Origin of the sequence: Pseudomonas sp. GV071 (genome assembly GCF_003050835.1) — a bacterium.
Lineage (GTDB): Bacteria > Pseudomonadota > Gammaproteobacteria > Pseudomonadales > Pseudomonadaceae > Aquipseudomonas.
Map to the genome: position 1 here is coordinate 253412 of NZ_QAOJ01000005.1, position 26759 is coordinate 280170.

Consider the following 26759-nt stretch of genomic DNA (forward strand, 5'->3'; position numbering starts at 1 on the left):
GGAATTCGGGGAAAGGGTCAGCTCTTTTCGAGTGCCCACAAGTCGCTTTCGATGCTCATGAACCTGTCAGCCAGGTGCGCCTGCACATCGGCAATCGCCTTGTTGTAAAACAGTGGCGCCACTTCGCGGGTGAACACCTCGAGCACTTCCTGGGCTTCGAAGGAGCCCAGTTCCAGCTCGAAACGGTCTTCTAGAAAACGCTTGAGCACGGCCACTGCGGCAGTTTCCTGCGCGGGCTCGAGGCTCAGGCTAGGCGCCTTTTGTTTGCCGCGGCTCATTACCAGCGACCATCCCAGGCGGCGAAGTTCTGCAGCAACTGCAGGCCGTGGGTGTGGCTCTTTTCCGGGTGGAACTGCACGGCGAAGCGCGGACCATCGGCCAGCGCGGCGGCGAAGTCGACACCGTAGTGGCCGCGCCCGGCGATCTGCCGGGCGTTACCGGCATCGATATAGAAGCTGTGCACAAAGTAGAAGCGCGCCAGATCCGGAATGCTGTGCCACAGCGGGTGGTCGAGGGTTTGCGCCACTTCGTTCCAGCCCATGTGCGGGACTTTCAGGGCTTCGCCATCTTCCACCAGGTCTTTGCCGAAGAAGCGCACGGCACCGGGGAATTGGCCGATGCAATCGACGCCACCGTTCTCTTCACTGTGGTCGAGCAATGCTTGCATGCCGACGCAGATGCCGAGGAACGGACGGTCCTGGCTGACTTCGCGCACCAGGCTGTCAAAGCCCAGGCGACGAATCTCGGCCATGCAATCGCGAATCGCGCCGACGCCCGGGAACACCACGCGATCGGCTTCGCGAATCACATTGGCGTCGCTGGTGATCTGCACCCGGCCGGCACCTACGTGCTCAAGGGCCTTGGCCACCGAGTGCAGGTTGCCCATGCCGTAGTCAATGACTGCAACCGTTTGCATTACAGGCAACCCTTGGTCGACGGCATCTGCCCAGCCATGCGCTCATCCAGGGTCACAGCCATGCGCAGCGCGCGGCCGAACGCCTTGAACACGGTTTCGATCTGGTGGTGGGTGTTGTAGCCACGCAGGTTGTCGATGTGCAGGCTGACCAGGGCGTGGTTGACGAAGCCCTGGAAGAACTCCTGGAACAGGTCGACATCGAAGCCGCCAACGGTGGCGCGGGTGTACGGCACATGCATCTGCAGGCCAGGACGACCGGAGAAATCGATCACCACACGGGACAGCGCTTCATCCAACGGCACATAGGAATGGCCGTAACGAACGATGCCTTTCTTGTCGCCGATGGCTTTGGCAAAGGCCTGACCGAGGGTGATCCCGACGTCTTCCACCATGTGGTGGTCGTCGATATGCAGGTCGCCTTCGGCTTCGATATCCAGGTCGATCAGCCCGTGGCGGGCGATCTGGTCGAGCATGTGCTCAAGAAAAGGCACGCCAATGGCAAAACGTGCTTTGCCGGTGCCATCCAGATTGATAGACGCCTTGATCTGGGTTTCCAGAGTGTTGCGTTCGACGGTCGCCGTACGTTCGGCCATCACCTGCTCCACGAAATCATATGCAAAAGGGTCGGCATTATAGGCCGACAAGCGTGCAACCTAGAAGCCATAAGGCTGAACCGGCGTTTTTATGGCTCTGATAGACGCAACAAAGCCGACGCAAGGTCGGCTTTGTTAATACTCGGTCGAGGCTTTCGGGACTAAGGCCCGGAAGCCGGTTAGCTGAACAAGACGACAGTCTTGAGCAGCGTCACCCAAATGCCCCAAGCGAGCGGGATACCTACCGCCAACCAGGCCGCGATAACTAGCGGCTTGCTCTTCGGATCAGCGCTCCACTCCAGATCGGCGGCGCTGACCACGGTGTCGTGGCCAATGGCACGCTCGGCCGCCAGCTCGGCGTCGGTCATGAAGTGCTTGGAGTTCACCGGACGCACCAGGGCGTTGCAGATGAAACCCACCACCAGCAAGCCGGCGAGGATGTACAGGGTGATGTCATAAGCGTCAGCCTTGGCCACGCCGATGCTCAGTTGGTACTCGCGAATGTAGTTCACCAGTACCGGGCCGAGGATGCCGGCGAATGCCCAGGCGGTCAGCAGACGACCGTGGATCGCACCCACCATCTGCGTACCGAACAGGTCAGCCAGGTAGGCCGGCACAGTGGCGAAACCGCCGCCGTACATCGACAGGATCAGGCAGATGCTGAACACGAAGAACGCCACGCTACCCAGGTGACCGGTCCACGGCACCATCGCATAGAGCAAAAAGCCCAAGGCGAAAAACACGAAGTAGGTGGTTTTGCGGCCGATCAGGTCGGAGAACGACGACCAGAAGAAACGCCCAGCGATGTTGAACAGGCTCAGCAAACCGGTGAAGCCAGCGGCGATGATCGCGATCTGCGCCAGTTGCTCAGGGCTCAGTTCACCGAAGCTCTGGTGCGTACCGATCAGACGCCCACCAAACACTTCCTGCAGCAGCGGCGAAGCCATGCCGATGATGCCGATACCGGCCGACACGTTCAGGCACAGTACCGCCCAGACCAGCCAGAACTGTGGAGTTTTCCAGGCTTTGCTGACGTGTACGTGACCCTTGGTGATCATCTCGTCGTTGGCTTTCTTCACCGGCGGCGTCCAGCCCTCAGGCTTCCAGCCGGTCGGCGGTACGCGGTACGCCAGCGCGCCACCCATCATGAAGATGAAGTAGACAACAGCCATGACCACGAAGGTCTGCCACACGCCAACGCCGTCCGGGCCTGCGAAGTGGCTCATCATTTGCGCTGCCAGCGGAGCGCCAACCATCGCGCCACCACCGAAACCCATGATGGCCATACCGGTCGCCATACCACGCTTGTCCGGGAACCACTTGACCAGGGTCGATACCGGCGAGATATAGCCCAATCCCAGGCCGATACCACCGATAACCCCGGAGCCCAGCCACATCAGCCAGATTTGGTGGGTGTAAACGCCCAGCGCGGAGATCAGCAGACCACCGCACCAGAACACCGCGGAAACCACGCCAGCTTTACGCGGGCCGGCATGTTCCAACCAACCACCGAAGATGGCAGCCGAGCAACCGAGGAATACGAAGAACAGGGTGTACAGCCAGCCCAGCATGGAGATCGGCCAGTCGCAATCGCTGGCGAAAACTTGCTGGAAGAAGCCCAGGTCAGCACCGCACGCTACAGGCGCGGTAATGCCGATGGCTTTGGACAACGGCAGCCAGAACACGGAAAAACCGTAGGCCATACCGATACACAGGTGAATTGCCAGGGCCGCAGGCGGCACCAGCCAACGATTGAAACCAGGAGCGGCGATGATGCGCTCCTTGGACAAAAACGCAGATTTCGCTGCGCCGCCGTCCACTGCAAGGGCGTCACTCATAAGAGGATCTCTCTTTAGTTTTTTAGTATTGGCAGACAGGTGAAGCTGATGAACTGGGAAAGGATATCGTCTACGGACGTACGACGACTAGGTTTGCGCGTACCATTTGCTGCATAACGCACAATTGACCCACATCAACACCCCGCGAGAGGCCCTAGCTCAGGCATGCCGGTACTTGTAGAAGAAATATCTGAACCCTCAAGTCAGGATTTTATCGACCTGCAAAAGGTCTTTCAGGACGCCCCCGAGTGGTTGCTGGCGCCCTTCACCAGCCGTGAAGAGTTGATCCATACCGCCATTGCCGAGCATCGCTTGCTGGCCGGGCGCTTCAATGATCGTTTGCTCGGCGCCGCCCTCCTCGACAAAGGCGAGCAACACTGGCGCCTGTCACACCTGTGCGTGCGCGCCGTCACCCGCAAACGCGGCGTCGCCCGCCGCCTGCTGGCCGAAGCCCAGCGCCTGGCCAACGCCGCCGGCAAACCGCTGCACCTGGCCGCACCTGCGGCCCACCTGGAAAGCCAAGCCCTCGCGGCCAGAACCGGCTTGCCCCTGGAAACCCTGTAACAGCGCAGCGGCCGCGGCCGGGCATACCAGCGGAACCACCGCCCGGTGTGCCCATCCAATCCTCCAGCCACCCTTACCGCTGGTCGGCGTTATACTCCGGCAGCGGTTTTTCCAGCCCTCTCTCCGCTTTCCATTTCATAAAAAAAGGAATCGTCCATGAAATCGTTTGGCAAAATCCTGGGTCTGTTTTTCCTCGGAGTCTTGCTGATCCTCGTGGCGCTGGGTTTTGCCCTCACCCACCTGTTCGATCCCAACGACTACAAAGACGAAATCCGCCAGTTGGCCCGCGACAAGGCCAACCTCGAGTTGACCCTCAACGGCGACATCGGCTGGAGCCTGTTCCCCTGGCTCGGCCTGGAACTGCACGACGCCACCCTGGCCAGCGCCAGCACCCCGACGCTCCCCTTTGCCGACCTGCGCATGATCGGCCTGTCGGTGCGCGTGCTGCCGCTGCTGCGCCGCGAAGTGCAGATGAGCGACATCAAGGTCGACGGCCTCAACCTGACCCTGACCCGCGACGAGCAAGGCCACGGTAACTGGCAAGACATCGGCCGCCCGGCCAAGCCAGCCGCCCCCGCCGATAGCGGCCAGACCGCCAGCACCACGCCGCCAGCCAACCCAGGCACACCAGACAGCAAACCGTCGCAACCGCTGAAACTGGACATCGACAGCCTGACCCTGGCCAACACCCGCATCGACTACAAAGACGCCAAGAGCGGCCAGCAACTCAGCGCCGAAGGCATCGAGCTGAGCACCGGCGCGATTCGCGAAGGCGCCGACATTCCGGTGAAACTCACCGCTTTCCTCGGCACCAACCAGCCGGTACTGCGCGCCAAAACCGAACTGGCCGGCCAACTGCGCTTCGACCGCGCCCTCAAGCGCTACCAGTTCGAAGACCTGAAACTGTCTGGTGAAGCGTCCGGCGAGCCGCTGAATGGCAAAACCCTGACCTTCGCCGCCCAAGGCCAACTGCTGCTCGACCAGGGCGCACAGATTGCCGAATGGAACGGCCTGAAGTTCTCTGCCAACCAACTGCGCGCCCTTGGCGAGCTGAACGTGCGTGACCTGGACAAACAACCGCAGCTCACCGGCGGCCTGTCCATCGCCGAATTCAACCTGCGCGAATTCCTCGAAGGCATCGGCCGCCCGCTGCCGCCCATGGCCGACGCCAATGCCCTGAGCAAAGTCGAACTGGTCAGCCGCCTGCAAGGCAACGCCAACAGCCTGGCCTTCAACGAGCTGAAACTGAAACTCGACGACAGCGCCTTCACCGGCAGCCTGGCCGTCACCGACGTGGCCAAACAGGCCCTCAGCGTTCAGCTCAAAGGCGACAAACTCAACCTCGACAACTACCTGCCGCCCAAAGCCAAGGACGACCCGGCCCAGCGCAGCAGCCGCCAGAACGAAGTCAGCGGTACCCTGGCCAGCGCCGGCAAAGACGGCAACAGCGACCTGCCCAACCCGCCGAGCCAACAGGCCTGGAGCGAGGAGCCAGTACTGCCGATCGACCAACTGCGCAAACTCACCGTTGACCTCAACGTCGGCCTGGGCCTGCTAACCATCGACAAGCTGCCGATCGAAGACGCCAGCATCAAAGCCAACGGCAAAGACGGCCTGCTGACCCTGGAAAACATGCGCGGCGAGCTCTACAACGGCAACTTCAACGCCACCGCCAGCCTCGACGTGCGCCCTGCCGTGCCTCTGCTCAAAGCGCAGAAACACATCAGCCGCGTGCCAGTAGAAAAACTCCTCGCCACCCAACAGGAAAAACCGCCAGTGCGCGGCCTGCTCGACCTCAACGCCGACCTCAGCACCAGCGGCAACAGCCAGAAAGCCTGGGTGGAAGGCCTCAACGGCACCGCCAGCTTCGCCCTGAGCGACGGCGCGCTGATTGACGCCAACCTCGAACAGCAACTGTGCAAAGGCATCGCCACCCTCAACCGCAAATCCCTGAGCGGCGAGCCACGCGGCAAAGACACCCCGTTCGAACAACTGGACGGCACCCTGACCGTGCGCAACGGCGTGGCCAGCAACCCCGACATGAAAGTGCGCATCCCCGGCCTGCGTGTGAACGGCAACGGCGATATCGATTTGCGCGTGCTGGGCATGGACTACCGCGTCGGCATCATCATCGACGGCGACAAGAGCGACATGCCGGACCCGGCCTGCGAAGTGAACAAACGTTACGTCGACATCGAATGGCCACTGCGCTGCCGCGGCCCGCTGGAACTCGGCGCCAAAGCCTGCCGCCTGGACAAAGACGGCATGGGCAAAGTGGCGGCCAAGCTGGCCGGCGACAAACTCAATGAAAAACTCGAAGAGAAGCTCGGCGACAAAGTCAGCCCGGAACTCAAAGATGCACTCAAGGGCCTGTTCAAACGATGAACCCCGAGCAATTCAGTAGCGCGGTACTCGACTGGTACGACCGCCACGGCCGCAAAGACCTGCCCTGGCAGCACCACATCAGCCCGTACCGCGTATGGGTGTCGGAAATCATGCTGCAGCAGACCCAGGTCAGCACCGTACTGGGCTACTTCGACCGTTTCATGGCCGCGCTGCCCACGGTCAAGGCGCTGGCCGAAGCCCCCGAAGACGAAGTGCTGCACCTGTGGACGGGCCTGGGCTACTACACCCGAGCCCGCAACCTGCAAAAGACCGCCCAGATCGTCATGGCCGAGCACGGCGGCGAATTCCCCCGCAACGTCGAGCAGCTCACCGAGCTACCGGGTATCGGCCGCTCCACCGCCGGCGCCATCGCCAGCCTGTCGATGGGCGTGCGCGCGCCGATCCTCGACGGCAACGTCAAACGGGTACTGGCCCGCTACGTCGCCCAGGAGGGCTACCCCGGCGAGCCGAAGGTGGCGAAACAGCTATGGGACGTCGCCGAGCGCTTCACCCCCCATACGCGGGTGAACAACTACACCCAAGCGATGATGGATCTGGGCGCCACCCTTTGTACCCGCAGCAAACCCAGCTGCCTGCTGTGCCCGCTACAGAGCGGCTGCCAGGCGCACATGCTCGGCCTGGAGATTCGCTACCCGATCGCCAAGCCGCGCAAAGCCCTCCCGCAGAAACACACCCTGATGCCGATCCTGGCCAACCGCGACGGCGACATCCTGCTGTACAGGCGCCCGTCCACCGGCCTTTGGGGCGGACTCTGGAGCCTGCCCGAACTGAGTGAAAGCGCCGCCCTGGAAACCTTCGCCGCCCAACGCGGGCTGACCCTCGGCATCCGCCGCGAACTGGCCGGCATCACCCACACCTTCAGCCACTTCCAACTGGCCATCGAACCCTGGCTGATCCAGGTCGAGAGCAACACCCCTGGCGTGGCCGAGGCCGACTGGCTCTGGTATAACCTCGCCACCCCGCCCCGCCTGGGGCTGGCAGCGCCAGTGAAAAAACTGCTGAAACGCGCCGCCGACGAATTGAAAGCTGGAGAACCGACATGACCCGCACCGTACATTGCCGCAAACACAAACAAGACCTGCCGGGTCTGCCTCGCCCGCCCTACCCCGGCGCCAAAGGCGAAGACATCTACAACAACGTCTCCCAACAAGCCTGGGACGAATGGCAAAAACACCAGACCCTGCTCATCAACGAGCGGCGCCTGAACATGATGAACGCCGAAGACCGCAAATTTCTCCAAGCCGAGATGGACAAATTCCTCTCCGGCGAGGAATACGCCCAGGCCGAAGGCTACGTCGCGCCTAGTGATTCCGAGAAAAAATCGTAAGCGCCCGGATTAATTAAATATTTTTTAAAAAGCGTGTTGACAGAGGTGCTCCAAATCCGTCTAATAGCGCCCCGTTGGCCCAGGTAGCTCAGTCGGTAGAGCAGGGGATTGAAAATCCCCGTGTCGGCGGTTCGATTCCGTCCCTGGGCACCATCTTCAAGTTTCCAAGCGTTGTAACCGGCAATTGGAAACGACAAAAAACCCGCCTAGTGCGGGTTTTTTATTGGGCTTTTTTTTGTACACCTATCCCCTAAATAAGTTTTTAGGGGCAGCCTTAGGGGCAAACCAGCTCAGAGACTTAGCCCTGAAAAACAACATCCCGGTGATAGCTCAAATAAACCCGTTGTTGAGCAGAGAACTCTCCGACATTTAATTTTTCGTCGACCCGCCAAGCAGCTATCAGCTCTCTCGGGCAGTTTCTGGCTATCAGCACTTTCCCCTCATCAGAAAACGAAATCCACCCGCGATCAAACAACTTGTCGACGTGAGGAGAAAGCAACAAGCCATTGTTGCCATCTAGCCGCTCAGCATTCTCACAGTCCTTCCACGGTTTGATGTGGCTAGCTACAAGAAATCGGTCATCCGATACGCCAGTCAGCCGGCAAGATCGCTCGATGAGTTTTACATGGAGCCGAAACGCCCCCTGCCCCACTCGAGCTCGAATCAGTTGCTCTCGCTCAGTCAACGAAAGTGATTTGTTCTCCTGAATCCCATGCTCCGTCAAATCGTCTTTAAGTTGGTCCTCCAACTCTTTGATGCGATCCACCACCGCGTTATCTGAATCTGCTGCCAGCCCAAGGACAATAGAGCCAAGTTTTGAGGAAATGCTGGCGAGATAACACCCTTGATTGCCGTTGCCATTTCGCTGAAGCGGCGAATGCTTTGAAGGCAAATAATCCACGATATCGGCAAGGTTTTGCTTTGGAGAGACGGGCTTACTAAGAACGGTCCATTCGACCGGAACAAGCCATCCACTCTCAGACCAGTTCTGGCCATTGCGACCAAACGCCTCAGGCTTTGGTTTCTCTTGATAAAGAACCTTCGCCACACCAATTGCACGAATCTCCGCTCCGGCATAGGAAACGATTATGTCGCCAGGGCTAACCAGCTTGAGATTGAGGTAAGTCTGATTCCGCGCGCCACCCTGGTTCTCCATGGGAGACCAGATGTACCCACCTTCGAGTTCGGCCTTATATGTCTGCTTGTGGTTGACCCACCAATACTGGGCCTGGTTGGCATTCGCGCGTGCAGCGTGAAATTGAGAGTCGCCGTCAATCGCCATCCCTGTCCCCGTTGACTGATTGGAAGAAATACTTCCGCCGAATCATATCAAGAGGCCATCTAACTTAGGATTTTGCCTACAAACTCTAAAGCAACTTAAATGCGCCGAAACGCGGTCTGGCCCGATCATGATCGGAGCCCCCTCCCCGAAATGATTGAGGTATGCCGCCCCCCTTGCTTCTAGTGGTAAGTTTGCTGCCGGAAGTTGCACTTCAAGGATCTTCACCCCATGCGCCAATACGCCCCACCACTCACCCTAACCCCAACCATGTTCGACCTGGTTGCGGATATCAGTGAGCAAGTGGGACGCCTCAGCGCTGTGCATGAAACGCAGATGACGCCCCAGCTGCGCCGGGGCAATCGCATTCGCACCATCCAAGCTTCGCTCGCCATCGAGAACAACACGCTGAGCGTTGAACAAGTGACTGCTGTGCTGGACGGCAAACGTGTGCTTGGTTTACCGCGTGAAATCCAGGAGGTCCGGAACGCCTTCGCCACTTACGAGGCCATGCCTCACTGGCGGCCGGAATCACGAGCCGACCTGCTGAAAGCTCACGAGCTTTTGATGCACGGACTTATCGACGATTCGGGTCATCTGCGTCAGGGCGGAGTCGGTATTTATCGCGAAGACCGGCTGCTGCATATGGCTCCGCCGGCTAACCGTGTTGCCGAACTGGTGGATCAGCTGCTGGCCTGGCTGGCGAAAACGGATCTGCATCCGCTGATTGCCAGCTGTGTCTTTCACTACGAATTCGAATTTATTCACCCCTTCGCCGATGGCAACGGGCGCATGGGGCGTCTGTGGCAGACGCTGATACTCAGTCAGTGGCGAACAGTGCTGGCATATCTGCCTGTCGAGACTGTGATTCGCGAGAAGCAGGATGCTTACTACGCCGCACTCTCGGCCGCAGACCACGCGGCGCAGGCGACTCCATTTGTAGAATTCATGCTCGGAGCGATCAAGCGGGCGCTCATTCAGACCGAAGCCACCGACCCAGTAAGCGACCCAGTAAGCGACCCAGTAAAACGGCTGCTACTGTTGCTAGAAAAGCACTCGCCCTTAAAGCCAGTCGAGCTTAGGACGCATCTGGGCCTGAGCCACAGGCACTCGTTCCGCGCCAATTATCTGGATCCGGCTCTCGCCGCCGGCCTCATTGAAATGACCATTCCGTCTTCACCTAAGAATCCAGCACAAAAGTACCGACTAACTGCACGAGGCAATGCAGTTATCAGGGTTTTAGGCGGGGACTAATTCAAAGCGCCCAGGCGTATTTGTGTCAGCAGTGCTGACACCACTTTTCCAGACTTAGAAATTGTCGCGCCAGTGGTGAGACTTTCTCTTCGCCATGCCTTCTCTCGCGAATAACGCCCCAAATCCCCCATCATCTGAGTACGACCGTTACACCCGTCACGCCCAAAAACGAGGCCATCATCTGGCTCACGCCTCACCACAGTGCAGCCCAACCTTGCCCCATCTGGCTAACTCCCCGCACCAGCGCCCTGTTCCCCACCTGGCACACTTCTTCCATACCTAATCCCCAACTCCCACAAGCCGGGCCACGCCCATTAAGCCTTGTGCACACCAAACACGCGCCTAGCGCCAGGTAATGAAGCCTGATCCACCAGTTCGCTGGTTGATCAGGTTTTTTTTTGGAATGAATAAATGCGCCGCACGGTTGATATCGGCTTTCTGTTTTCCACTGACGGCACTTACCGCCATATGGGCCGTAATGGCTTGCTCGGGGCGCAGCATGCGTTGGCGGAGGTGAATGCCGGCGAGGCTTTCGACTTCACCCTGCGCGCCACCCATGTGAATCCGCAAGGCGTGTTGCAGGGCTATGGCGAGGGGGCAGCTCAGCTCATCGACAAGGGCGTGCGGCATATCTTCGGCACCACCACCTCGGCGAGCCGCAAGGAGATCATTCCCGACCTTGAGCAGCACGCCAGCACGCTGTGGTATGCCTGCCCGTATGAGGGCTATGAGAGCAGCGAGAACGTGCTGTATTTCGGTGGCTGCCCGAACCAGACGTTGATCCCGCTGCTGCGTTTTGCCTTGGCGACGTTCGGCAAACGCGCGCTGTTGGTGGGGTCGAATTACGTGTGGGGGTGGGAGAGTAATCGCATCGCCCGTGAGGTGATCACCCTGGCCGGTGGCGAGGTGCTGAAGGAGAAGTACATGCACCTGGGCGCCACCCAGGTGGCCGAGCTGGTGCCGGCGGTGGTCAGTGAGCCGCCGGCGTTTGTGTTGAACAACCTGGTGGGCGATTCCTCGTATGCGTTTTTGCATCAGCTGGATGCGGCGTGCCAGGTCGCCGGGCTGCAGTTGCCGGTGTTGAGTAGCAACCTGGCGGAGGCGGAGCTGACCGAGCTTGGTGCGCTGCAGAATCTGCGCATGCTGGCTTGCGGGCCGTTTTTTGAGGCGGCGGACCCGGTGTTTTGCCAACGGCAAACCGAGCGCCATGGGCCGCATGTTTACTCCCATCTCTATGCCGGGTCCTACAGTGCCGTGCATTTGTTTGCGCGCGCGTTGCAGCACTGCGGGGACGATGACTCGGCGGCCATCTGCGCCTACCTGCACCAGCATCCGCAACCGAGTGTGCTGGGCGAGTTACGGGTGTCGCCGCGCAACAACCACAGCAGCCTGGCCTGCCATATCGCCGAGCTGCAGAGCGGGCGCTTTGTGATTGTGCACAGCGAGCCGCAGGCGGTGCCCGCCGACCCTTATATGACCGCCACCGATCTCACCGAATTTCGTCAGTTAAGTGCGCCTGTGCCGCGCTTGAGGATCGTCAAATGAGCCCGTTCAACCGCCCCGATTTCGAAAACGGCACCTTGCTGCTGGTGGACTGCGAAGAGCGCACCCTGAACAGCCTGGAAAAGAGCCTGCAGCGTCTCGGTATCAAGGCGCAGCCATTGCGCGACGATGCACCGCAGAATCTGCAGGGCTGCTTTGCCGCCATCGTCGAGCTGGAGCATTTCGCCAGTCCGCAGACGCTGCTCAAACTCAACCAGGCCAATGTGCCGGTGGTGGCGCTGACGCCCCATGAAACCCTGTCGCAGATCCAGCGCGCCATTGAGTTGGGTGCCACGGCCATGCTCAACCGCCCCATCACCCAGGGCTCGGTGTACACCACGCTGATGATGGCGATCGGGCTGCGTGAGCGCCTGGACCACGATGCGCAAACTATCGACAACCTGCAGCAGCGCCTGGCCAATCGTCCGCAGTTGGCCATGGCCCTGGCGCGTCTGATGGTGGAGCACGGGCTGGATGAAAGCGCCGCCTACGAGCGCCTGCGTGAGCTGTCGATGCGCCTTAACCGCAGCATCGATGAGCTGTGCGCGGAGCTGGCGGCTGACCGCGGGCAACAACGCGGCGGTCTTGTATGAGTACGGCGCTGGCCCTGTTGCGCCGGCCCACGGTGGCCGTGTCGTTGCTGTATATCGTGCTGGTGGTGGTACTGGCGGCGCTCGCGCCGTGGCTGAGCCCGTTCGATCCGTCTGAGCAATTTATCGAAGGGCTGTCGATGGAGGGCGCGCCGCTGGCGCCTGGCGACACCTATTGGCTGGGCACCGACCTGCTCGGCCGTGACCTGCTCTCGCGGCTGATTTACGGCGCGCGCACTTCGCTGTTTATCGGCCTGGTGGCTAATGGCATGGCGGTGTTGATCGGTACCTTGGTGGGCCTAACGGCGGGCTTTTTACGCGGCTGGCTGGGCAGTGCGTTGATGCGCTTTACCGACTTGATGATGGCCTTCCCGGCGCTGCTGTTGGCGATTGCGCTGTCGGCGATTTTTCAGCCGAGTGTGTGGATCGTTGCCTTGGTGATCGCCATGGTCAACTGGGTGCAGGTGGCGCGGGTGATCTATTCGGAAACCATCGCCCTGAGCGCCCGCGATTTTGTCGCGGTGGAGCGCACCCTTGGCGCCAGTTCGCTGCGCATTCTGTTCTCGCACCTGCTGCCGCATTTGCTGCCGACCATTCTGGTCTGGGCCACCCTGGGCATCTCCACCACTGTGTTGCTGGAGGCCACCCTGTCGTACCTGGGCGTTGGCGTGCAGCCGCCCACGCCGAGCTGGGGCAATATCATTTTCGAAAGCCAGACTTATTTCACCTCGGCGCCCTGGCTGGTGTTTATTCCGGGCGCGGCAATCATTCTGCTGTCGCTAGCCTTCAATCTGCTGGGCGACGCGCTGCGCGACGAGCTCGACCCTACGCTGCAAGGGAGAAGCTGAATGCTGACCTTTATTGGCCGGCGTATCGGCTACTCACTGCTGATTCTGCTGGGCGTCAGCCTGATCACCTACCTGCTGTTATTCATGCTACCGGCCGACCCGGCGCGGCAGATTGCCGGGCGTAGCGCCACGCCGGAAGTGGTGGCAGGTATTCGCGCGCAGCTGGGCCTGGACCTGCCCTTCTATCAGCAGTACGCCCACTACCTGGGCAACCTGTTGCAGGGCGATCTGGGCCGCTCCTATATCCAGCGCAGCCAGGTGACCGAGCTGCTTGGCTCGCGCTTGCAGCCGTCGCTGGAATTGATGGCCGCCGGTATCGGTTTCGAGTTGCTGATCGGTATCAGCCTGGGCGTTATCGCCGCGCTGCGTCGTGGCGGCATTGCCGATCGGCTGCTGACGGCGCTGTCGTTTATCGGTGTGTCAGCCCCGCAATTTATCGCCGCCATGCTGTTTTTGTACTTCTTCGCCGTGCAGCTGGAGTGGTTCCCCATGGGCGGCTATGGCGGGCTCAAGCACCTGATGCTGCCGGCCCTGACACTGGGTTTGCTCGGCAGCGGCTGGTACTCGCGCATGGTGCGCTCGTCGATGATCGAGGTGCTGCACCAGGACTTTATCCGCACCGCCCGCGCCAAGGGCCTGAGCCGCGCCCGTGTGGTGCTGCGCCATGTGCTGCCAAACGCCATCGTGCCGATCATCCCCATGATCGGCATCGACATCGGCGTGTTCATGGGCGGGCTGGTGGTGGTCGAGTCGGTGTTTGGCTGGCCGGGTATTGGCCAGCTCGCCTGGCAGGCCATCCAGCAAGTGGACATTCCGGTGATCGTCGGTGTGACCACCATCTGCGCCGTGGCCATCGTGCTCGGCAACCTGATTGCCGACCTGGTTATTCCGTTGATCGACCCGCGTATCGACATCAAAAAACACTGACTTCCAACACACAACAATCCCCAGCAAAGAGGCAGGAGCATGAAGCGCACAGCACTATCCCTGGTTATCGCCGCCACGCTGTTTACAGGCCCGTTAATGGCCGATGAGCTGGTGGACGCCAACGCCAAGAACGGCGGCAGCATTATCGTCACCTACCAGAACGACGTCGCCACCCTGGACCCGGCCATTGGCTACGACTGGCAGAACTGGTCGATGATCAAAAGCCTGTTCGACGGCCTGATGGACTACAAACCCGGCACCACCGAATTGGTGAAGGATCTGGCCGAGGACTACAGCATTTCCGCCGACGGTCTGGTGTACAGCTTCACCCTGAAAAAAGGCGTGAAGTTCCACAACGGCCGCGAGATGAAAGCGAGCGACGTGAAGTACTCGCTGGAGCGCACCGTCAACCCGAAAACCCAGAGCCCAGGCGCTGGTTTCTTCAGTTCGATTGCCGGCTATGAAGACGTCACCGGCGGCAAAAGCGAAACCCTCAGCGGCGTGGAAGCCACCGACGATTACCACGTAAAAATCACTCTGAGTGCGCCGAACGCCACCTTCTTGCACATCATGGCGATCAACTTCGCCTCGGTGGTGCCGAAGGAAGAAGTGGAGAAGTGGGGCGCCGACTTCGGCAAGCATCCGGTCGGCACCGGCGCCTACAGCCTCGGTGAATGGAAGCTGGGCCAGCAGATCGTGTTCAAGAAGAACCCAGCCTATTTCCGCGCCGGCCTGCCGCACCTCGATGCCATTACCTTTGAAGTGGGCCAGGACCCGATGGTCGCCCTGCTGCGCCTGGAAAAAGGCGAAGTGGATATCGCTGGCGACGGCGTGCCACCGGCCAAATTCCTGCAGTTCAAGAACGACCCGAAATTCAAGGACCGCATGGTGGTGGGCGAGCAATTGCACACCGGCTACCTGACCCTGAAAACCACCCTGCCGCCCTTCGATAACCTGAAGGTGCGCCAGGCCGTGAACATGGCCATCAGCAAAGACCGCATCGTGCGCATCATCAACGGCCGCGCCACCCCGGCCAACCAGCCGCTGCCGCCGGCGATGCCGGGCTACGACAAGGCATACAAGGGCTACGCCTACGACGTGGAAGGCGCGAAGAAGCTGTTGGCTGAAGCCGGTTTTGCCAAGGGTTTTGATACCGAACTGTTTGTGATGAACACCGAGCCGCAGCCGCGCATCGCTCAGTCCATTCAGCAAGACCTGGCCAAGGTCGGCATTCGCGCGCAGATCAAATCCCTGGCCCAGGCCAACGTGATCGCCGCCGGCAGTGCCAAAGACCAGGCGCCGATGGTGTGGTCTGGCGGCATGGGCTGGATCGCCGACTTCCCCGATCCGTCCAACTTCTACGGCCCGATTCTGGGTTGCAGCGGTGCGGTGGATGGCGGCTGGAACTGGTCGCTGTACTGCAACAAGAAACTGGACGCCGACGCGGCCAAAGCCGATGCCATGGCCAAGCCCGAGCAGTCGGCTGAACGCATTGCGCTGTGGAGCAAGATTTTCACCGACGTGATGGCCGATGCGCCGTGGGTGCCGATCTTCAACGAGCAGCGCTTTACCGTGCGCTCCGAACGGATGGCTGGGGGTAACGACCTCTACGTAGATCCGGTCCACGTTCCGGTGAACTACGACCATATCTCGCTGAAGTAATTAACTGACTGCGTAACGGCGGCAGATTGAAAAGCCGCCGTTCGAAGGGAGCGTTTTTATGTGTCAGAACTGCCTGGTTAAAACCATTCACAGCGTGCACAACCACTTCGGTTGGGACCGCAGCATCGAGCCCGTCCTGCGCGTGGCGCCGGGGCAGATGCTGGAGTTTCAGTGCCTGGATTCCTCCAACGGCTACTTCACCCCGCAGTCGGTGGTCGGCGACGTGGCGACCATGTCGTTTGACCAGATCAACCCGGTGACCGGGCCGATCTTTGTCGAGGGCGCCGAGCCCGGCGACATCCTCAAAATCACCATCGACAGCTTCAAGCCCAGCGGCTTTGGCTGGACGGCAAATATTCCTGGTTTCGGCCTGCTCGCCGACCAGTTCAAAGACCCGGCCCTGGCGCTGTGGCACTACGACAAAGCCAGCCTGGCACCCGCCGCCTTCGGCCAGTTCGCCAAGGTGCCGCTCAAGCCGTTCGCCGGCACCATCGGGCTGGCTCCGGCCGAAGCCGGCTTGCACTCGGTGGTGCCTCCACGGCGCGTGGGCGGCAACCTGGATATCCGCGACCTGGCCGCCGGCACCACGTTGTACCTGCCGGTTGAAGTGGCCGGTGCGCTGCTGTCGATTGGCGACACCCACGCCGCGCAAGGCGATGGCGAAGTCGGCGGCACCGCCATCGAAAGCGCCATGGACGTGGTGGTGCAGGTCGACCTGATCAAAGACACGCCACTGGCCACCCCGCGCTTCAGCACCCCCGGCCCCGTGACCCGCCACCTGGACAGCGCCGGCTACGAAGCCTTTACCGGCATCGGCCCGGACCTGATGGAAGCGGCGCGCCAGGCCGTGAGCAACACCATCGACTGGCTGTGCCGCGAGCACAAAATGCCGGCCGAACAGGCCTACATGCTCTGCTCGGTGTGCGGTGATTTGCGCATCAGCGAAATCGTCGACCTGCCGAACTGGGTGGTGTCGTTCTACTTCCCGAAAGTGGTGTTTGCGTGAGCCAGAACGACAGTCAGGCGATTCTCTCGGTGGAGCGGCTGTCCATCGAGTTCGGCGCCAAGCGGGTGGTCGATGACCTGAGCTTTACCCTGTATCCGAAACAGACGCTGTGCATCGCTGGCGAGTCCGGCAGCGGTAAATCGCTGACCTCGCTGGCGATCATGGGCCTGCTGCCGAAACCTGCACGCACACCCAGCGGCGCGATTCTGTTCGAGAACCGCGACCTGCTCAGCCTCGGCGAACGCGAACGGCAGCAACTGCGCGGCAAAGATATCGGGATGATTTTTCAGGAGCCGATGACCTCGCTGAACCCGCTGATGACCGTCGGCCAGCAGTTGGCGGAAACCTTGCGCCGCCATGAGCCGCTGTCACGCCAGGCGATCGCCCAGCGTTGTCGGGAAATGCTCGAAGCGGTGCGCATGCCGCAGGTGGAAAAACGCCTGACCCAGTATCCCCATGAACTCTCCGGCGGCATGCGTCAGCGAGTGATGATCGCCATGGCCATGCTCTGTCGGCCCAAGATTCTGATTGCCGACGAACCGACCACGGCGCTGGACGTGACCATTCAGGCGCAGATCCTCGAGCTGATGCGCGAGTTGCAGCAGCAATACGGCACCAGCCTGCTGCTGATCACCCACGACATGGGCGTGGTGGCGGAAATGGCCGATCAGGTGGTGGTGATGAACCAGGGCCGCGTGGAGGAACAGGCGCCGGTTCGTCAACTGTTCGCCGCGCCGCAAGCCGCCTATACACAGAAGCTTCTGGCAGCCGTGCCGGTGCTGGGCAGCGCCGGTATTCCCGAAGACCTGAGCCTGCAACCGGCGCTGCTTGAAGTGCGCAACCTGAGCGTGCGGTTCCCGCTGCGCAACGGCTGGTTCGAGGCCGGCAAGAATGTGCACGCCGTGGAAAACCTCAACTTCGATCTGCGTGCCGGCGAAACCCTGGGGCTGGTCGGCGAGAGCGGCTGCGGCAAGTCCACCACCGGCAAGGCGCTGATGAACATGCTCGCCTATGAAGGCAGCGTGAAGCTGCTTGGCCAGGAGTTGAATGGCCTGCAAGGCGAGGCCCTGCAACGTGTGCGTCGTGACGTGCAGATGGTGTTTCAAGACCCCTATGCCGCCCTCAACCCACGCAAAACAATTTTCGAATTGGTGGGTGAGCCGCTGCTGATTCACGACCGCTTGCCCACTGGCCAACGCCGCGAACGCGTGGCGCAATTGCTTCAGCAGGTTGGCTTGCCGGGAGAGGCCATGGCGCGTTATCCGCACCAGTTTTCGGGCGGCCAGCGGCAGCGCATTTGCATCGCTCGGGCGCTGGCGTTGAACCCGAAAGTGATCATTGCCGACGAATCGGTTTCGGCCCTGGATGTGTCGGTGCAAGCTCAGGTGCTGGAGCTGCTGGAACAACTGCGCGAAGAACAGGGTTTGAGCTACCTGTTTATCTCCCACGATATGGCCGTGGTGGAACGCATCTGCCACCGCGTGGCGGTGATGGTTGGCGGGCAGATCGTCGAGATCGGTCGGCGCGACCAGGTGCTACACAACCCACAGCACCCCTACACCAAACGCCTGCTCAGCGCCGTGCCGCTGCCGGACGTGGAGCGCAAACGCGACTTCAAAAGCCTGCTGCAGGAATTCCGCACACCGAGCCCGATCAAGGAGCTGGGGTTTGTCGCACCGGTGCAGCAGTTTGTGCAGGTCAGCGAAGAACATGCGGTGGCGGCGACCTAGATCAAAAGCATCGCGGCTAAAGCCCCTCCCACAAGGAATTGAAGCCTCTTGTGAGAATGAGGTTGGCCAAGGGGATGAGGTCATTGTGGGAGGGGCTTCAGCCGCGATTCCTGAAAAAGGTAATCACACGCTTGACCTCAAGGTAGGTGAGGCCCAACCCGTACCAAAACCTTACGCACGAAAAGTAGACAGATCGACGCCCCGCTCCGCCGCCCTTACGGTCTCTTCACCCCCAATCGGACGGAGACCTGCGCCATGTGGCTGATCAACGCAACCCTCAACAACGCCCATATCCTGTTCGCCATCGCCGCGTTCCTCTGGCTGATGGCACACCTGGCCTACGGCCCGGCCGAGTGACTCAATACAGCCAAGGCTGCAACGCGTCGATGTTAGCGACGACGATCTGCTGCGCGCTGGCTTTGCTTTGCACTTTGCTGGCGTCGATCTGGTAGCGCTGCAGCACGTATTGCACCAGCGCGCCGCGGCTGGCGACGCGCAGCTGGCCGGCGTGCATGCCGTAGTCGATTTCAATGATTGCTTGCTGCCCGGCGCTCAGGCGTGAGTCGGGGACGATGATCACGTCCACCTCGGTAGCCCAACCGACATCACCGTCGATGCCGTGCTCGGAGACGTCCAGCACGTCCGGCTCGCCGCGCAGGCGGCTGAGAACAAAGTCGCGGTAGTCGCGGTTCTTTTCGCAATAGGCGCGTACGTGCCAGCGCATGCCGGTGTAAACCAGCGTGTGCGGCGCGATCAGGCGCGTTTCGGCCACCGGATTGGCCAGCGACACATACTCGCACTCCAGCCGCAGCCCTTCACGGCAGGCGCGCAGCAGCGGGCGCAGCACTTCCGGGCGCACCGAGCGGTCGGGCACCTTGAGCACTTCGGTATGGGCATAGGCCAGCGCCAGCCCGTCGATGTGCGGGGAGCGCTCGTGGTTCTGGTTGAGCAAGTGCAGGTAGGCGCTGGCACTGTCATCGATAAACAGCGGGGCGAAGGTTTTGCTCGGCACGTAGCCTTTCAGGTGTTTGTCGTAATCGAGATTCTTCGGCGCGTATTCGCTGAGGTAGCTGTTGATGTCTTTCGACGCCTGCTGACGGCTGATGCCAAAACTCTGCATCAGGTGTCCCGTGGTCAGCCGCCCTTCCCACCAGGCCACGGTTTCGATCAGGCGGTAGCGCAAGGCAAGGTCCCAGCGCACGTGTTCGATGGATTGTTTGCGTTTCATCCCTGGCCCACCTGCTGCAATTGTTTACCTATGCGGGTAACTATCGTGGATATGTCTTGTGGATGTACATATCGCTGCAGGCATGTAGCCAAAATGGCTACGATCGTAGCCATTTTGGCTACACCTCCGGCCTGGAAATTTCGCACCTGCCAGCCATCTCCGTATGAGTTGACCATATTGGAGACCAAACCTAACCTGCGCACATCCCGCCCATGGCAGTAAGCCGTCCAACCTATTCAGGACGCGCCGACCCCTTGGGCGTTTTGCTTTCTGGAGTTAAGGAATGACTACAGCAATCCTGATTGATTTCATCCTTGCCCTATGTAGCAGAGCATTCCGGAAAGCCTAATGGAGCATATCGACGGGCTGCGTTCGACTTGCCCAAAACCTGCGCCGCGCATCAAACCCGCAGGCTGAGTTGCCTTCTTCCCCCACAAACCACTCGAAATCCCCCCTTTTGCATCTTCGCGCCAGCCACTTGCGCTGAAGCGACACCGCATTAGCCTGCGACTAAATAGCTCTCCGGCCAGTCTTGGCTGCTGTTCCGACGCTATGCTAGGTTGCAGCCTCGCCAGGAAAGTCGCCGCATTCAGCGCACCCGAAGAACAAGAGGACACCCCATGGCCGAGGCTACGCCCGCGCTTGAGATTCGCAATTTGCACAAACGCTACGGCGACCTTGAAGTGCTCAAGGGCATCTCGCTCACTGCCCGCGACGGCGATGTGATTTCGATCCTCGGTTCTTCCGGTTCTGGCAAATCCACGTTTTTGCGTTGCATCAACCTGTTGGAAAACCCGCATCAGGGCCAGATTCTGGTGGCTGGCGAAGAGCTCAAGCTCAAGGCCGCGAAGAACGGCGAGCTGGTGGCGGCCGACAACAAACAGATCAATCGCCTGCGCAGCGAGATCGGTTTTGTATTCCAGAACTTCAATCTGTGGCCGCACATGACCGTGCTCGACAACATCATCGAGGCGCCACGCCGGGTGCTGGGCTTGAGCAAGGCCGAGGCCACCGAACGCGCTGAGGCGCTGTTGGCCAAGGTCGGCATTGGCGACAAACGCCATGTGTACCCGGCGCAACTGTCCGGCGGCCAACAACAGCGTGCAGCCATCGCGCGCACGCTGGCCATGCAACCTAAAGTGATTCTGTTCGACGAGCCCACCTCGGCACTCGACCCTGAAATGGTCCAGGAAGTGCTGAACGTGATTCGTGCGCTTGCCGAAGAAGGCCGCACCATGCTGCTGGTCACCCACGAAATGAATTTCGCCCGCCAGGTGTCCAGTGAAGTGGTGTTTTTGCACCAGGGCCTGGTGGAGGAACAAGGTTCGCCCGAGCAAGTGTTCAGCAACCCGAACTCGGCGCGCTGCAAGCAATTCATGTCCAGCAATCGCTAACACGGAGCAATAACCCATGCAGAACTACAAGAAGATCCTGCTGGCCGCGGCCGCTACCCTGGCTTTCGGCACTGGTGCCGTCGCCGCTGACAAACTGAAGATCGGCACCGAAGGCGCCTACCCACCGTTCAACCTGATCGACGCCAGCGGCCAGGTCGGCGGCTTCGACGTGGAAATCGCCCAGGCCCTGTGCGCCAAGATGAAGGCCGAGTGCGACGTGGTGACGTCCGACTGGGACGGCATCATCCCCGCCCTCAACGCCAAGAAGTTCGACTTCCTGGCCGCCTCGATGTCGATCACCGAAGAGCGTAAAAACGCAGTCGACTTCACCGACCCCTACTACACCAACAAGCTGCAGTTCATCGCCGGCAAAGACAAAGCCTTCAAAACCGATAAAGCCAGCCTCAAAGGCAAGGTCATCGGTGCCCAGCGCGCCACCATCGCCGGCACCTGGCTGGAAGACAACATGGCTGATGTCGTTGATATCAAGCTGTACGACACCCAGGAAAACGCCTACCTCGACCTGGCTTCCGGCCGCGTTGATGGCGTGCTGGCCGACAAGTTCGTGAACTGGGAATGGCTGAAGAGCGAAACCGGCAAAGGCTTCGAATTCAAAGGCGAGCCTGTGTTCGATAACGACAAGATCGCCATTGCCGTGCGCAAGAACGATCCGCTGCGTGAGAAGTTGAATGCGGCGTTGAAAGAAATCATCGCCGACGGCACGTACAAGAAAATCAACGACAAGTACTTCCCCTTTAGCATCTATTGATCTGCACAAGCCGCCCTTCTGGGCGGCTTGTTCCAGATACGCAACTCAAGATCTTCTGGGCTAGAGCCAGGCAAGGCGAAACCGCGGCGAACAGCGCAGCGTACTGTAGTACGTGAGCATGTGAGTCGCAGTTTCAACGTCGCATGGCCGACGACCAGATGATCGCAGGCGAACATATGATCTTTGATCTTCACGGATTCGGCCCCGCTCTATTGGCGGGCACCTTGATGACCATCAAGCTGGCGCTTAGCGCGCTGTGTTTGGGTCTGGTGCTTGGCCTGCTCGGCGCATTGGCCAAGACTTCTCCGCACAAGCCGTTGCAATGGCTGGGCGGTACTTATTCGACCCTGGTGCGCGGGATTCCCGAGCTGCTGTGGGTGTTGCTGATCTACTTCGGCACGGTCAATTTGATGCGCAGCCTCGGCGAAGCCCTTGGCATTCCCGGTCTCGAGCTCAATGCCTTCGCCGCCGGCACCATCGCCCTGGGCTTGTGCTTTGGCTCCTACGCCACCGAGGTATTTCGCGGCGCGATTTTGGCGATTCCCCGTGGTCACCGCGAAGCGGGGCAGGCGCTTGGGCTGTCGAAGGGCCGCACGTTCTGGCGGATCATCCTGCCGCAGATGTGGCGCATCGCCCTGCCGGGCCTGGGCAACCTGTTCATGATTTTGATGAAGGATACCGCGCTGGTGTCGGTGATCGGCCTGGAAGAGCTGATGCGTCGCTCGCAGATCGCGGTTACCGCCAGCAAGGAACCATTCACCTTTTACCTGGTGGCCGCACTTATGTACCTGGGCCTGACCGTGATTGCCATGACAGGCATGTATTTCATTGAACGACGCGCCAGCCGCGGCTTCGTCAGGAGCGCGTGATGAACTGGGACGTCATTATCAAATACCTGCCGCGTCTGTTCGACGGCGCGATCCTGACCCTCGAACTGGTGGCTTTTGCGGTCATCGCCGGGCTGATCCTGGCGCTGCCAATGGGCGTCGCCCGCGCCTCGCGCCACTGGTATGTGCGCGCCCTGCCCTATGGCTACATATTCTTCTTCCGTGGCACGCCGCTGCTGGTGCAGCTGTTTCTGGTGTACTACGGTGCGGCGCAGTTCGACGCGGTGCGCCAAGGCCCGTTGTGGCCGTACCTGCGCGATCCGTACTGGTGTGCGGTGCTGACCATGACCCTGCACACCGCGGCCTATATCGCCGAGATTCTGCGCGGTGCGATTCAGGCCGTGCCCAACGGTGAAGTGGAGGCGGCACGGGCACTGGGCATGTCGCGCGCGCAGGCGATGTTGCACATCATCCTGCCGCGTGCAGCGCGCATCGGCCTGCCGGCCTACAGCAACGAAGTGATCCTGATGCTCAAGGCCAGCGCCCTGGCCAGCACCATCACCCTGCTGGAACTCACCGGCATGGCGCGCACCATCATCGCCCGCACCTATTTGCCGGTAGAGATTTTCTTCGCCGCCGGCATGTTCTATCTGGTCATCGCCTTTGTCCTGGTGAAGGGCTTCAAACTGTTGGAACGTTGGCTGCGCGTCGACGCCACCCAAGCTCGCTAGAATAGGCACCCGCCCATGGACCAACCGGCCATGGGCAGCTTGCCGAATCTTCTGACCATGACCGATCCCACCGTGCTGACTGGCTCCGCCCTGCTGCCACGCTTCCAGGCGCTGGACCGCTTTCTGCTGCGCCATCAGCACCTGTGGCGGCCACGGCCGTTCACCCATCTGCAATTGCCGTGGGAAACCCAGCATCCCGAGCTGGCCGCGTGGCTGCGCAGCCGTTCACTGGCCGACGCCGAAGCGGCGCACAACCAACCAGAACTCCTGCTGGCACCTGAGCCGTTTACTGGGCTGGCGCAAGAGTCCCTGGCACTCAGTGCATTAGGCGACTTGCCGACCCATGAGCGCGCGCCGCTACCGGCCAACTTTGCGGTAGATATTCCCGGGCGCAAATGGCAGCAGATCCAAGCCTTCGCCGCCTGCCTGAGCTTCAACCAACGCCCGCAGCACTGGCTCGACTGGTGCTCGGGCAAGGGCCACCTCGGCCAGTTGCTCGCCCAGGACGGCCAGGCCCTCACCTGCCTGGAACACGACCCCGCCCTAGTCGCCGCCGGCGCACAACTGAGCGCCCGCCGTGGCCTGCACAGCCAACACATCGAACAAGACGTGTTGGCCGCCAGTGCCGCATCGCAACTTCACCCCGAACACACACCGGTGGCCCTGCATGCCTGTGGCGACCTGCACGTGCGCCTGCTGCAACTGGCCAGCGCTGCCGGCTGTGGACAACTGGCCGTGGCGCCGTGCTGCTACAACCGCATCGCCGCCAGCCACTATCAAGCGTTATCCACAGCCGCCCAGGCCTCGGATCTGCGCCTGTCAGTGGACGACCTAGGCCTGCCATTGAGCGAAACTGTCACCGCCGGCGCCCGCATCCGCCGCCAACGTGACAGCTCGATGGCGCGGCGCCTGGCCTTCGACTTATTGCAGCGAGAACTGCGCGGCAGCGATGAATACCTGTCAACGCCATCGCTGCCGGTGGCCTGGCTGCACAAAGACTTCGCCGACTACTGCCGCGAACTGGCGCAACTCAAAGGCCTACCGACACCCACCCCGCGCGATTGGGATGCACTGGAGCAGCGTGGCTGGCAGCGCTTGGCGCACGTGCGCAACCTCGAACTGTTGCGCAACCTGTTTCGCCGCCCCTTGGAGCTATGGTTGCTGCTGGATCGCGCGCTGTTTTTGCAACAACAGGGCTACGCCGTACGCCTTGGCCATTTCTGCGTAAGCCATGTCAGCCCGCGCAACCTGATGCTTCTCGCAGAACGCCAATAGTTGCCCACACAATCTGTGGATAACTTTGTTGATAGTTTCTGGGCAACCTTGGCAAACGCATGCGCAGCAAGGCTTCCAGACTTCTGTTTATTTTTTAATCACAAAGAAAAACTCAACAAAACCAGCAAGTTACTGACTTCTGTCAAGTACTGCACAAAATTTGACCAGCACCAGCCACCGCGCCTCGCAATTGTGCATAAGCCTATTCCTGCAAGTGTGTCAGGGAGCAAAAAACGACCGCAGATCAGGCCTTTACTCAACGCTTCTAATGGATATAATGGCGGCCCTGAAATGCCGGTATAGCTCAGCTGGTAGAGCAACTGACTTGTAATCAGTAGGTCCCGGGTTCGATTCCTGGTGCCGGCACCATATAAAACAAAGCCCCTGCAGAAATGCTGGGGCTTTGTTGTTTCTGCGTGCTTGTAATTTGTGGTGAGCCGAATAAGCTCGGTATTCGGCTCATCTTGTGAGCCGAATACGCCTTCTATTCGGCTCAGGCGCGGAGTGACCATGAACGATCTGCAATGGATTTGGCAGCAACCGGGTTGGCCCGCCTTCACCTGGCGCGAGGCGCCGCTTGCCGAGTTGTTGCGGCAATGCACCCATAGCCAGGGGCAACTGCTGGGCAAGCTGGGGGCGGTGGGCGATGAGCTCAGTCAGCGGCGCATGCTCGATACCTTGCTGCAAAACATCATCACCTCCTCGGCGATCGAGGGCGAAGAGCTGAATGTCGGCTCGGTACGCTCGTCGCTGGCGCGTCGGCTGGGGGTGGATGAACCGGAAGGTGGCCGCCGCACGGCGCGCAGTGACGGGTTGGCGGAGCTGATGCTGGATGCGACTCAGCAATACCGGCAACCCCTGAGCGTGTCGCGGCTGATGGACTGGCATGCTCACCTGTTCCCGGCTGGCGACGGCCAACTTCTAGGCAGCGCAATTCGCGTAGGCGCGCTGCGTGGCGATGAGCCGATGCAGGTGGTTTCCGGTCGTTTGGACTACCCGTTCGTGCACTTCGAAGCGCCGCCACGAGCGGGCCTTGAGCAGCAGCTGGAGGCGTTCGTCGTCTGGTTCAACGACGACTCGCGCGGCATCGATCCGTTGCTGCGCGCCGGCATCGCCCATCTGTGGTTCGTCACCCTGCATCCGTTCGACGACGGTAACGGCCGACTGACCCGAGCCCTGACCGACCTGGCGCTGGCACAAGGCGAACACCAGACCATCCGTTTCTACGCCCTGTCGGCGAGCATCCTCGATCACCGCAAGGACTACTACCGCCTGCTGGAGCAAACCCAGAAAAGCGGGCTGGACATCACCCTCTGGCTGATCTGGTTTCTGCGTATTTTGCTCGCCTCGATCAATCAGGCGCTGGCCAGCATCGACAGCATCCTCAGCAAATCCCGCTTCTGGCAGTTGCACCGCAACGTGCCGCTGTCGACGGAGCAACTGAAGGTGATCAACCGTTTACTGGATGGCGGCGCAAAAGGCTTTGAAGGCGGAATCAGCGCGGCCCAGTATCAGGCGGTAACCGGGGTGAGCAAGGCCACTGCGACCCGGCACCTGACCGATCTGGTGGCCAAAGGTCTGCTGATGCAGCTAGCAGGTGGTGGGCGCAGCACCCGCTATCAACTCACCGAGCATTGAAGGTTTCAGCCGCCCTTGTTGTCGCCCAACAACTGATTGCAGTACTCATCCGTCACCTTCACCCGCGCCGGGTCATGGCTGGAACGGTCCTGCGCCAGGCTCAGCCGGCACTTGGCTTGTTCGCTGAGGGTCATGGCTTTGGGGAAAGCGGCTTTGCCAGGCTGAGCGGGCAACTCGGCGATGTCCTGGCGCTGGTAGAAAATGCCACCGCCGCCAGAGGTGCGAGTGGCGACAAAGCCCGGCGGCGCCGACAGCACTTCGGCTTCGGCGTTGGCCGTTTTCGGCAGTTCATCCTGGCGCATGGCCAAGACGGTGATGCCGCTGCTCACGGCGCACACCAGGGCAAACAGAATAAAGGCGGAGACCCATCGCATGACGGCGCTTCCCGGTTGGACAGGGGGTGCCAGCACGTGAG

25 protein-coding genes and 2 tRNA genes are annotated in these 26759 nt (G+C 60.7%); 20 read left to right on the top strand and 7 right to left on the bottom strand.

Going from position 1 to position 26759, the window contains the following annotated elements; translation table 11 throughout:
- Window positions 1-17: 17 nt before the first annotated feature.
- The 4 genes from C8K61_RS11650 to C8K61_RS11665 form a co-directional block, all read right to left on the bottom strand.
- The gene (locus C8K61_RS11650) at window positions 18-278 is read right to left on the bottom strand and encodes a DUF2164 domain-containing protein (RefSeq protein ID WP_108096428.1); all 261 of its coding nucleotides are present in this window, start codon (window positions 276-278) and stop codon (window positions 18-20) included.
- Window positions 278-916 (bottom strand): imidazole glycerol phosphate synthase subunit HisH, encoded by a 639-nt coding sequence (gene hisH / locus C8K61_RS11655; RefSeq protein WP_108096429.1) that lies wholly within the window; start codon window positions 914-916, stop codon window positions 278-280. The genes C8K61_RS11650 and hisH overlap by 1 nt, the downstream gene beginning before the upstream one ends.
- Window positions 916-1509: an imidazoleglycerol-phosphate dehydratase HisB gene (gene hisB / locus C8K61_RS11660; protein WP_108096430.1), complete on the bottom strand. Its 594-nt coding sequence runs from the start codon at window positions 1507-1509 to the stop codon at window positions 916-918. Before hisB ends, hisH begins: the two co-directional genes overlap by 1 nt.
- A gap of 179 nt (window positions 1510-1688) precedes the next feature.
- Window positions 1689-3347, bottom strand: coding sequence for an OFA family MFS transporter (locus C8K61_RS11665; RefSeq protein WP_108096431.1), 1659 nt, complete (start codon window positions 3345-3347; stop codon window positions 1689-1691).
- A gap of 165 nt (window positions 3348-3512) precedes the next feature.
- On the opposite strand from C8K61_RS11665, the gene C8K61_RS11670 reads away from it, so the two are divergent.
- The 5 genes from C8K61_RS11670 (at window position 3513) to C8K61_RS11690 (ending at window position 7797) form a co-directional block, all read left to right on the top strand.
- Window positions 3513-3911, top strand: a complete 399-nt coding sequence (locus C8K61_RS11670) for an acetyl-CoA sensor PanZ family protein (RefSeq protein ID WP_108096432.1) — start codon at window positions 3513-3515, stop codon at window positions 3909-3911.
- Window positions 3912-4067: 156 nt separating this feature from the next.
- Window positions 4068-6296: an AsmA family protein gene (locus C8K61_RS11675; protein ID WP_108096433.1), complete on the top strand. Its 2229-nt coding sequence runs from the start codon at window positions 4068-4070 to the stop codon at window positions 6294-6296.
- Window positions 6293-7360, top strand: a complete 1068-nt coding sequence (gene mutY, locus C8K61_RS11680) for an A/G-specific adenine glycosylase (protein ID WP_108096434.1) — start codon at window positions 6293-6295, stop codon at window positions 7358-7360. Before C8K61_RS11675 ends, mutY begins: the two co-directional genes overlap by 4 nt.
- The gene (locus C8K61_RS11685) at window positions 7357-7644 is read left to right on the top strand and encodes an oxidative damage protection protein (protein ID WP_108096435.1); all 288 of its coding nucleotides are present in this window, start codon (window positions 7357-7359) and stop codon (window positions 7642-7644) included. Before mutY ends, C8K61_RS11685 begins: the two co-directional genes overlap by 4 nt.
- A gap of 77 nt (window positions 7645-7721) precedes the next feature.
- A tRNA-Phe gene (locus tag C8K61_RS11690) sits at window positions 7722-7797 on the top strand.
- Between the two features lie 145 nt (window positions 7798-7942).
- Here the strand turns inward: C8K61_RS11690 and C8K61_RS11695 are convergent.
- On the bottom strand, window positions 7943-8926 hold the full coding sequence (locus C8K61_RS11695; protein WP_108096436.1) for an HNH endonuclease: 984 nt from the start codon (window positions 8924-8926) through the stop codon (window positions 7943-7945).
- Between the two features lie 228 nt (window positions 8927-9154).
- Between C8K61_RS11695 and C8K61_RS11700 the strand changes: the two genes are divergently transcribed.
- The 8 genes from C8K61_RS11700 (at window position 9155) to C8K61_RS11735 (ending at window position 18482) form a co-directional block, all read left to right on the top strand.
- Window positions 9155-10177 (top strand): Fic family protein, encoded by a 1023-nt coding sequence (locus C8K61_RS11700; protein WP_108096437.1) that lies wholly within the window; start codon window positions 9155-9157, stop codon window positions 10175-10177.
- A gap of 411 nt (window positions 10178-10588) precedes the next feature.
- Window positions 10589-11722, top strand: a complete 1134-nt coding sequence (locus C8K61_RS11705) for a transporter substrate-binding protein (RefSeq protein WP_108096438.1) — start codon at window positions 10589-10591, stop codon at window positions 11720-11722.
- Window positions 11719-12312, top strand: coding sequence for an ANTAR domain-containing response regulator (locus tag C8K61_RS11710; RefSeq protein ID WP_108096439.1), 594 nt, complete (start codon window positions 11719-11721; stop codon window positions 12310-12312). Before C8K61_RS11705 ends, C8K61_RS11710 begins: the two co-directional genes overlap by 4 nt.
- Window positions 12309-13157 carry an ABC transporter permease gene (locus C8K61_RS11715; protein WP_108096440.1) on the top strand — a complete coding sequence of 283 codons (849 nt, stop codon included), beginning with the start codon at window positions 12309-12311 and terminating at the stop codon, window positions 13155-13157. Before C8K61_RS11710 ends, C8K61_RS11715 begins: the two co-directional genes overlap by 4 nt.
- Complete coding sequence (locus C8K61_RS11720; protein ID WP_108096441.1) at window positions 13158-14084, top strand: ABC transporter permease; 927 nt, start codon at window positions 13158-13160, stop codon at window positions 14082-14084. It begins immediately after the preceding gene.
- A gap of 39 nt (window positions 14085-14123) precedes the next feature.
- Window positions 14124-15746, top strand: a complete 1623-nt coding sequence (locus C8K61_RS11725) for an ABC transporter substrate-binding protein (RefSeq protein WP_108096442.1) — start codon at window positions 14124-14126, stop codon at window positions 15744-15746.
- 58 nt (window positions 15747-15804) lie between these two features.
- Window positions 15805-16752 carry an acetamidase/formamidase family protein gene (locus C8K61_RS11730; protein WP_108096443.1) on the top strand — a complete coding sequence of 316 codons (948 nt, stop codon included), beginning with the start codon at window positions 15805-15807 and terminating at the stop codon, window positions 16750-16752.
- The gene (locus tag C8K61_RS11735) at window positions 16749-18482 is read left to right on the top strand and encodes an ABC transporter ATP-binding protein (protein ID WP_108096444.1); all 1734 of its coding nucleotides are present in this window, start codon (window positions 16749-16751) and stop codon (window positions 18480-18482) included. The genes C8K61_RS11730 and C8K61_RS11735 overlap by 4 nt, the downstream gene beginning before the upstream one ends.
- Window positions 18483-18840: 358 nt before the next feature.
- Here C8K61_RS11735 and C8K61_RS11740 read toward each other — a convergent pair whose 3' ends face one another.
- Entirely contained in the window at window positions 18841-19710 is an 870-nt protein-coding gene (locus tag C8K61_RS11740; RefSeq protein WP_108096445.1) for a YafY family protein, read from the bottom strand.
- A 620-nt stretch (window positions 19711-20330) separates the two neighbouring features.
- Here C8K61_RS11740 and C8K61_RS11750 point away from each other — a divergent pair.
- The 7 genes from C8K61_RS11750 to C8K61_RS11780 all read left to right on the top strand — a co-directional run bounded on the left by C8K61_RS11750 (window position 20331) and on the right by C8K61_RS11780 (window position 26344).
- On the top strand, window positions 20331-21104 hold the full coding sequence (locus C8K61_RS11750) for an ABC transporter ATP-binding protein (protein ID WP_108096446.1): 774 nt from the start codon (window positions 20331-20333) through the stop codon (window positions 21102-21104).
- A 16-nt stretch (window positions 21105-21120) separates the two neighbouring features.
- The gene (locus tag C8K61_RS11755) at window positions 21121-21873 is read left to right on the top strand and encodes an ABC transporter substrate-binding protein (RefSeq protein ID WP_108096447.1); all 753 of its coding nucleotides are present in this window, start codon (window positions 21121-21123) and stop codon (window positions 21871-21873) included.
- 176 nt (window positions 21874-22049) lie between these two features.
- Window positions 22050-22742, top strand: a complete 693-nt coding sequence (locus tag C8K61_RS11760; RefSeq protein ID WP_108096558.1) for an ABC transporter permease — start codon at window positions 22050-22052, stop codon at window positions 22740-22742.
- The gene (locus C8K61_RS11765) at window positions 22742-23431 is read left to right on the top strand and encodes an ABC transporter permease (protein ID WP_108096448.1); all 690 of its coding nucleotides are present in this window, start codon (window positions 22742-22744) and stop codon (window positions 23429-23431) included. The genes C8K61_RS11760 and C8K61_RS11765 overlap by 1 nt, the downstream gene beginning before the upstream one ends.
- 57 nt (window positions 23432-23488) lie before the next feature.
- Window positions 23489-24706 (top strand): methyltransferase, encoded by a 1218-nt coding sequence (locus tag C8K61_RS11770; RefSeq protein WP_108096559.1) that lies wholly within the window; start codon window positions 23489-23491, stop codon window positions 24704-24706.
- Window positions 24707-24999: 293 nt separating this feature from the next.
- Window positions 25000-25075, top strand: a tRNA-Thr gene (locus C8K61_RS11775).
- Window positions 25076-25216: 141 nt separating this feature from the next.
- Window positions 25217-26344, top strand: coding sequence for a Fic family protein (locus tag C8K61_RS11780; protein ID WP_108096449.1), 1128 nt, complete (start codon window positions 25217-25219; stop codon window positions 26342-26344).
- A gap of 5 nt (window positions 26345-26349) precedes the next feature.
- Here C8K61_RS11780 and C8K61_RS11785 read toward each other — a convergent pair whose 3' ends face one another.
- Entirely contained in the window at window positions 26350-26718 is a 369-nt protein-coding gene (locus C8K61_RS11785) for a hypothetical protein (protein WP_108096450.1), read from the bottom strand.
- Window positions 26719-26759: the final 41 nt, after the last annotated feature.

Excerpts from the sequence above, each read along its gene's own strand:
- C8K61_RS11650 (WP_108096428.1), bottom strand. The coding sequence starts at position 278 with ATGAGCCGCGGCAAACAAAAGGCGCCTAGCCTGAGCCTCGAGCCCGCG.
- hisH (WP_108096429.1), bottom strand. The coding sequence starts at position 916 with ATGCAAACGGTTGCAGTCATTGACTACGGCATGGGCAACCTGCACTCG.
- hisB (WP_108096430.1), bottom strand. The coding sequence starts at position 1,509 with ATGGCCGAACGTACGGCGACCGTCGAACGCAACACTCTGGAAACCCAG.
- C8K61_RS11665 (WP_108096431.1), bottom strand. The coding sequence starts at position 3,347 with ATGAGTGACGCCCTTGCAGTGGACGGCGGCGCAGCGAAATCTGCGTTT.
- C8K61_RS11670 (WP_108096432.1), top strand. The coding sequence starts at position 3,513 with ATGCCGGTACTTGTAGAAGAAATATCTGAACCCTCAAGTCAGGATTTT.
- C8K61_RS11675 (WP_108096433.1), top strand. The coding sequence starts at position 4,068 with ATGAAATCGTTTGGCAAAATCCTGGGTCTGTTTTTCCTCGGAGTCTTG.
- mutY (WP_108096434.1), top strand. The coding sequence starts at position 6,293 with ATGAACCCCGAGCAATTCAGTAGCGCGGTACTCGACTGGTACGACCGC.
- C8K61_RS11685 (WP_108096435.1), top strand. The coding sequence starts at position 7,357 with ATGACCCGCACCGTACATTGCCGCAAACACAAACAAGACCTGCCGGGT.
- C8K61_RS11695 (WP_108096436.1), bottom strand. The coding sequence starts at position 8,926 with ATGGCGATTGACGGCGACTCTCAATTTCACGCTGCACGCGCGAATGCC.
- C8K61_RS11700 (WP_108096437.1), top strand. The coding sequence starts at position 9,155 with ATGCGCCAATACGCCCCACCACTCACCCTAACCCCAACCATGTTCGAC.
- C8K61_RS11705 (WP_108096438.1), top strand. The coding sequence starts at position 10,589 with ATGCGCCGCACGGTTGATATCGGCTTTCTGTTTTCCACTGACGGCACT.
- C8K61_RS11710 (WP_108096439.1), top strand. The coding sequence starts at position 11,719 with ATGAGCCCGTTCAACCGCCCCGATTTCGAAAACGGCACCTTGCTGCTG.
- C8K61_RS11715 (WP_108096440.1), top strand. The coding sequence starts at position 12,309 with ATGAGTACGGCGCTGGCCCTGTTGCGCCGGCCCACGGTGGCCGTGTCG.
- C8K61_RS11720 (WP_108096441.1), top strand. The coding sequence starts at position 13,158 with ATGCTGACCTTTATTGGCCGGCGTATCGGCTACTCACTGCTGATTCTG.
- C8K61_RS11725 (WP_108096442.1), top strand. The coding sequence starts at position 14,124 with ATGAAGCGCACAGCACTATCCCTGGTTATCGCCGCCACGCTGTTTACA.
- C8K61_RS11730 (WP_108096443.1), top strand. The coding sequence starts at position 15,805 with ATGTGTCAGAACTGCCTGGTTAAAACCATTCACAGCGTGCACAACCAC.
- C8K61_RS11740 (WP_108096445.1), bottom strand. The coding sequence starts at position 19,710 with ATGAAACGCAAACAATCCATCGAACACGTGCGCTGGGACCTTGCCTTG.
- C8K61_RS11750 (WP_108096446.1), top strand. The coding sequence starts at position 20,331 with ATGGCCGAGGCTACGCCCGCGCTTGAGATTCGCAATTTGCACAAACGC.
- C8K61_RS11755 (WP_108096447.1), top strand. The coding sequence starts at position 21,121 with ATGCAGAACTACAAGAAGATCCTGCTGGCCGCGGCCGCTACCCTGGCT.
- C8K61_RS11760 (WP_108096558.1), top strand. The coding sequence starts at position 22,050 with ATGATCTTTGATCTTCACGGATTCGGCCCCGCTCTATTGGCGGGCACC.
- C8K61_RS11765 (WP_108096448.1), top strand. The coding sequence starts at position 22,742 with ATGAACTGGGACGTCATTATCAAATACCTGCCGCGTCTGTTCGACGGC.
- C8K61_RS11770 (WP_108096559.1), top strand. The coding sequence starts at position 23,489 with ATGACCGATCCCACCGTGCTGACTGGCTCCGCCCTGCTGCCACGCTTC.
- C8K61_RS11780 (WP_108096449.1), top strand. The coding sequence starts at position 25,217 with ATGAACGATCTGCAATGGATTTGGCAGCAACCGGGTTGGCCCGCCTTC.
- C8K61_RS11785 (WP_108096450.1), bottom strand. The coding sequence starts at position 26,718 with ATGCGATGGGTCTCCGCCTTTATTCTGTTTGCCCTGGTGTGCGCCGTG.